We start from the raw sequence: 5,214 nt of genomic DNA on the forward strand, positions 1-5,214 counted from the left end.
CGACCGCCCGGCCGACCGTGGACGCCCGGTGCCCCAGCCGGACCCGGGCGTGCACGACCAGGCTCTCCGCCCGCACCCACAGCTCGTTGTCCCCCGCCGACTCGGCCAGCGCGGCGGCGCGTTCACCGAGGATCAACGCGAGCTCGGGGGCCCGCACCTCGAGGGCGGTGGCGTGCTCGACGAGCCGGGCGATCGAACCCGGGCCCTCCTCGACGTCGTCGTGGGCAGCGGCTCGGCGGCCGTTGACCGCGCTCGCGTTGGTGTGCTCAGTGGCTACCACTGGGTCTCCCGCTCAACGTTGGCTCCGGGGGGCTCGGTCGTCGCCGGGCACTCGCCTCGTGCCGGCGGCACGCCACTCGTGTCAGTCGCGCGTCAGCTTGCGGTGCGTCACCCTGTGCGGCCGGGCGGCCTCCGCACCCAGCCGTTCGATCTTGTTCTTCTCGTAGCCCTCGAAGTTGCCCTCGAACCAGAACCACTTCGCCGGGTTCTCCTCGGTGCCCTCCCACGCGAGGATGTGGGTGGCCACGCGGTCCAGGAACCACCTGTCGTGCGAGATCACCACGGCGCAGCCGGGGAACTGTTCGAGCGCGTTCTCCAGCGAGCCGAGGGTCTCGACGTCGAGGTCGTTGGTGGGCTCGTCGAGCAGGATCAGGTTGCCGCCCTGTTTGAGGGTCATCGCCAGGTTGAGCCGGTTGCGCTCACCACCGGAGAGCACACCCGCGGGCTTTTGCTGGTCGGGGCCCTTGAAACCGAACGCGCTGACGTAGGCGCGGGAGGGCATCTCGACCTGGCCGACGTGGATGTAGTCGAGCCCGTCGGACACGACCTGCCACACCGTCTTCTCCGGGTCGATGCCCGCACGCTGCTGGTCGACGTAGGAGAGCTGGACGGTGTCGCCGACCTTGACGGTGCCGGAGTCGGCCTCCTCCAGACCCACGATCGTCTTGAACAGCGTCGTCTTGCCGACCCCGTTGGGGCCGATCACGCCGACGATGCCGTTGCGCGGCAGCGTGAAGGACAGGTCGTCGATCAGCAGCCGGTCGTCGAAGCCCTTGCGGAGGTTCTCCACCTCGACCACCACGTTGCCCAGGCGGGGCCCCGGCGGGATCTGGATCTCCTCGAAGTCCAGCTTCTTGCTCTTCTCCGCCTCGGCGGCCATCTCCTCGTACCGCTGCAGCCGCGAGCGGGACTTGGACTGCCGCGCCTTCGCGTTGGAGCGGACCCATTCCAGCTCGTTCTTCAGCCGCTTCGCGAGCTTGGCGTCCTTCTTGCCCTGGACCTCCAGGCGCTCGCGCTTCTTCTCCAGGTAGGTCGAGTAGTTGCCCTCGTAGCCCTCGACCCGGCCCCGGTCCAGCTCCATGATCCATTCCGCGACGTTGTCCAGGAAGTACCTGTCGTGGGTCACGGCGAGGACGGCACCCGGGTAGGTCGCCAGGAACTGCTCCAGCCAGAGCACACTCTCGGCGTCCAGGTGGTTGGTGGGCTCGTCCAGCAGCAACAGGTCCGGCCCCGACAGCAGCAGCTTGCACAGCGCCACCCGGCGGCGCTCACCGCCGGAGAGGTGGCTCACCGGCTCGTCCCCCGGGGGGCAGCGCAGCGCGTCCATCGCCTGTTCGAGCTGCGAGTCCAGCTCCCAGGCGTCGGCGTGGTCGAGGTCCTCCTGCAGCTTGCCCATTTCCTCCATCAGGGCGTCGCTGTAGTCGGTGGCCAGCTTCTCGGCGATCTCGTTGAAGCGGTCCAGCTTGACCTTGATCTCGCCGAGCCCCTCCTCCACGTTGCCGCGGACGGTCTTCTCCTCGTTCAGCGGCGGCTCCTGCTGGAGAATGCCGACGCTGGCCCCCGGCTGGATGAAGGCCTCCCCGTTGCTCGGTTGGTCGAGCCCAGCCATGATCTTCAGAACGGTGGACTTACCCGCACCGTTCGGTCCCACCACGCCGATCTTGGCGCCGGGGAAGAACGCGGTGCTGACGTCGTCGAGGATCACCTTGTCCCCGACGGTCTTGCGCACCTTTTTCATGGTGTAAATGAACTCGGCCATACTCCGATCGTAGAGCGAAGCCGACGACCTCATCACCCCGCCTCACCGATGGGCCACCGGTCGTGAGCACGGGCGCACCACGCGGAGACACCGGACGGCCGGACGCCCCCCGCCGCGGCGGAGGCGGAACCGCTGGGCACACGCGACACGGGTGGCCCGCCGCGGCGGCGACGGACCTCGGGCTGCCGCGATCGGGTGACCTATTCCACCCGGCGCCGCCCGTCCTGCTCGGCCATCTGCCGCAGCATCGCGTTGTAGGCGGCGAGTTCGGCGTCGCCCGTGGCGTCCTCCCGGCGGTCGCGTCGCCGGGCCTCGCGTTCGTCGGAACGGACCCACTGCACCAGCAACGCGATCATCACGATCAGTACGGGAATCTCCCCCGAGGCCCACGCGATACCACCGCCGAGCCGCTGGTCGGCGAGCAGGTCCTCCATCCAGGGCAGGTCGAGCGCCCGGTAGAACTCGGCCCCGATCACCGTCTGCATGTTCATCAGGATCACCCCGAAGAACGCGTGGAACGGCACCGACGCGAACAGCAGTCCCAGCCTGCCCAGCGGAGGCAGTCGGCGCGGGGCCGGGTCGACCCCGATCACCGGCCAGAAGAAGACGTAGCCCGCCAGCAGGAAGTGGGCGTTCATGGCGAGGTGGGCCCAGTGCTCGGACAGTGCGGCGTCGAACAGCCCGGAGAAGTACAGGCCGTAGAACGACCCGATGAACAGCACCAACGCCACGATCGGGTTGGTCAGCACCCGGGCGAGCCGGGAGTGCGTCAGCGCCAGCAGCCACTCCCGGGGCCCCGGGGGGGCGTCGCGCCCCGAGGGCGGCAGCGCCCGCAGTGCCAGCGTCACCGGCCCGCCCAGCACCAGCAGGATCGGGACCAGCATCGACAGCGACATGTGGTTGACCATGTGGACGCTGAACATGGCGGGCGAGTACCGGCCCAGGCCGGACGACGTCGACACCAACAGCGTCGCGCAGCCGAGCAGCCACGCCGCCGTGCGTCCCACCGGCCAGGCGTCCCCACGCCGGCGCAGCCTGCGCACCCCCAGCAGGTAGACCGCCGCGAGAACCACGGCGGCCGTGCCGTAGATCAGATCGAACCGCCAGTCGGCGATCAGCCGCAGCACGGTCGGCGCCCCGTGCAGGTCGTAGCCGATGAGCACCTCGGTGTTCGACGGCTCCGCGTAGACTTCCTGCGGCGGCGGGGTGCGGGACAACGCCGTGGCCAGTCCGAAGGTCACCAGCATGACCAGCACCTCGACGGCCGCGAGCCGCACGAGCGGCCCCGAGCCCCCGCTGTCGCGCAGCGCGCGCACGCTGCGCTGCCGGTGCTGGTGGCCGAACACGCCGAGCACGGCCAGCGCCACCACCTTGCCGAGCACCAGCAGGCCGTAGCGGGTGTCGAGGAGCTGGTCCGGTGCGACCCGCACCACGGCGTTGACCACCCCGGAGGCCGCGAGCACGATCCAGCACACCAGGGCCGTCCGGGAGAACCGGGAGGCCGCCAGCGGCAGGTGTGCCCCGCGCCGCCGGGCGTGGGTCAGCAGTGCGATCAGACCGCCGACCCAGAGCGCCGCGCCGATGAGGTGGTAGAAGAGGCTGTTGGTGGCCAGGTCGTGGGAACCGCCGCTGGCCGAGTGACCGGTGGCCGCGATCGGGAGGATGCCCGCGACCGAGCCGGAGAACAGCACGACGGTCCAGCGCCAGGACAGGACGAGCCGGCAGCCGATCGCCACCAGCAGTGCGATCCCGGCGGTGATCAGCCACGCCTTCGGCTGTTCGATCGCGCCGACGTAGTTGCCCAGCGCCTCGGGGTCGAGCACCTCGGTGAACGGCCGTCCCGCCCCGTCGGCGGCGACGAACAGCACCGAGGCGAGCGCGAAGAACAACCACACCCAGGCCGCCGCCCCGGCGGTGCGGACGGCCGCGTAGCCGTCGGCGGCGAGGAAGCCGGACTTCTGCGGGGGTACGAGGAACGCGGCCAGCAGCAGCGATCCGATACTCACGGCGGCGGCGAGGTCCGCCCCCACCCGCACCACGACGATGCCGTAGCGGGTGACGTCGCCCGGGTCGGTCAGCCCCGTGACCCCGTAGCTGAGGCCCCCGGACAACGCGACCAGCGCCACGGCGACGACGGTGGCCAGCAGCGCGCCGACCGCCAGCAGCGGGCCCATCGCGGGACGGCGCCGGGGGCGGGCGGGTGTGACCGGCTCGGCGGATTCGGCTTCCGTGGACACGCCCCCGAGAGTAGGCCGCCGCACACCCGGCCGGGTCAGCGAGGGCACCGGGTGTGGGGTGCCTCGCGCACCCGCACACCTACGCCGCCGGGATCGCCGCCGGACCGACCCGGACCTGTGGACAACTTTCACCCGTTCCGGGCACCAGACACGCACTGTCCACAGGTTTGTCCGTTCCGTGCTGACAGCGGTCCCGTCCCCGCGCATCGTGAGAGTCGCACCGCTCACGCGGCCCCGTCACCGGCAGGCCGGGACGGGACCGCCCGCACCGAGGGAGTTCGACCCGATGCACGACACCACTCCGATGCAGGACACCGCTGTCCCCGTCACCCGCGCACCCCGCGTCGTGCGGAACGCCCGCAGGCTCCGTGTCCCGGCCGTGACGGCGGCCGTCGCGGCGGTCGCCGTGGCCGCGGCTCCGGTGGCCGCGTCGGCTCCGGCATCCGGATCATCCGCGGGGCCGCCGACCGACCGGGACGGCGAGTGCCGGCAGGGCCAGTTCTGCGTCTGGAGCGGGGAGGACTACGGCGGCGAGCGGATCAGCTTCTCGCTGCGGAACACCAATCCGGAGAGTTGCGCAGCGCTCCCGGACGCGGCGGAGGGGATCGCCTTCGCGAACCGCATCGACCGGCACGTGACCGTCTACCAGGACCGGCACTGCGCCACCGAAGGCGACTTCAGCACCTATCCCGGTCCCGGCACGTTCGTGCCCCGCAGTCCGTACGTGGTGCGTGCGGTGAAGATCTGGGACTGACCTCGACCCGGACACCTCGGCCCACCCGGTCCCCGTCGCCGGGGTGTCCGTCCGGCCCGGATGCGTCCACCGCGGAGGGGAACGCGTGGTGGCCGTGTCCGGGGGCCGCGCCTGCCCCGACCGCGGCCCCCGCCGTGGGCAGCACCTCCCGCCCCGACGGCCCACGGCGGCCCCCGCCCCGCCCG

At 71.4% G+C, this 5,214-nt stretch carries 3 protein-coding genes and 1 pseudogene; 1 reads left to right on the plus strand and 3 read right to left on the minus strand.

Annotated features, from left to right (window positions below):
* The 3 genes and pseudogenes from SACPADRAFT_RS32820 to SACPADRAFT_RS0212580 all read right to left on the minus strand — a co-directional run.
* Window positions 1-280 (minus strand): annotated as a pseudogene (locus tag SACPADRAFT_RS32820) (hypothetical protein); the annotation flags it as partial.
* Between the two features lie 81 nt (window positions 281-361).
* Window positions 362-2,038, minus strand: coding sequence for an energy-dependent translational throttle protein EttA (gene ettA / locus SACPADRAFT_RS0212575; RefSeq protein WP_028662428.1), 1,677 nt, complete (start codon window positions 2,036-2,038; stop codon window positions 362-364).
* Between the two features lie 200 nt (window positions 2,039-2,238).
* On the minus strand, window positions 2,239-4,212 hold the full coding sequence (locus SACPADRAFT_RS0212580) for a bifunctional copper resistance protein CopD/cytochrome c oxidase assembly protein (RefSeq protein ID WP_007026384.1): 1,974 nt from the start codon (window positions 4,210-4,212) through the stop codon (window positions 2,239-2,241).
* A 349-nt stretch (window positions 4,213-4,561) separates the two neighbouring features.
* On the opposite strand from SACPADRAFT_RS0212580, the gene SACPADRAFT_RS0212585 reads away from it, so the two are divergent.
* Window positions 4,562-5,029, plus strand: a complete 468-nt coding sequence (locus tag SACPADRAFT_RS0212585; RefSeq protein ID WP_007026383.1) for a peptidase inhibitor family I36 protein — start codon at window positions 4,562-4,564, stop codon at window positions 5,027-5,029.
* Window positions 5,030-5,214: the final 185 nt, after the last annotated feature.

The organism is Saccharomonospora iraqiensis subsp. paurometabolica YIM 90007 (genome assembly GCF_000231035.2).
In the GTDB taxonomy this organism is placed as follows: domain Bacteria; phylum Actinomycetota; class Actinomycetes; order Mycobacteriales; family Pseudonocardiaceae; genus Saccharomonospora; species Saccharomonospora paurometabolica.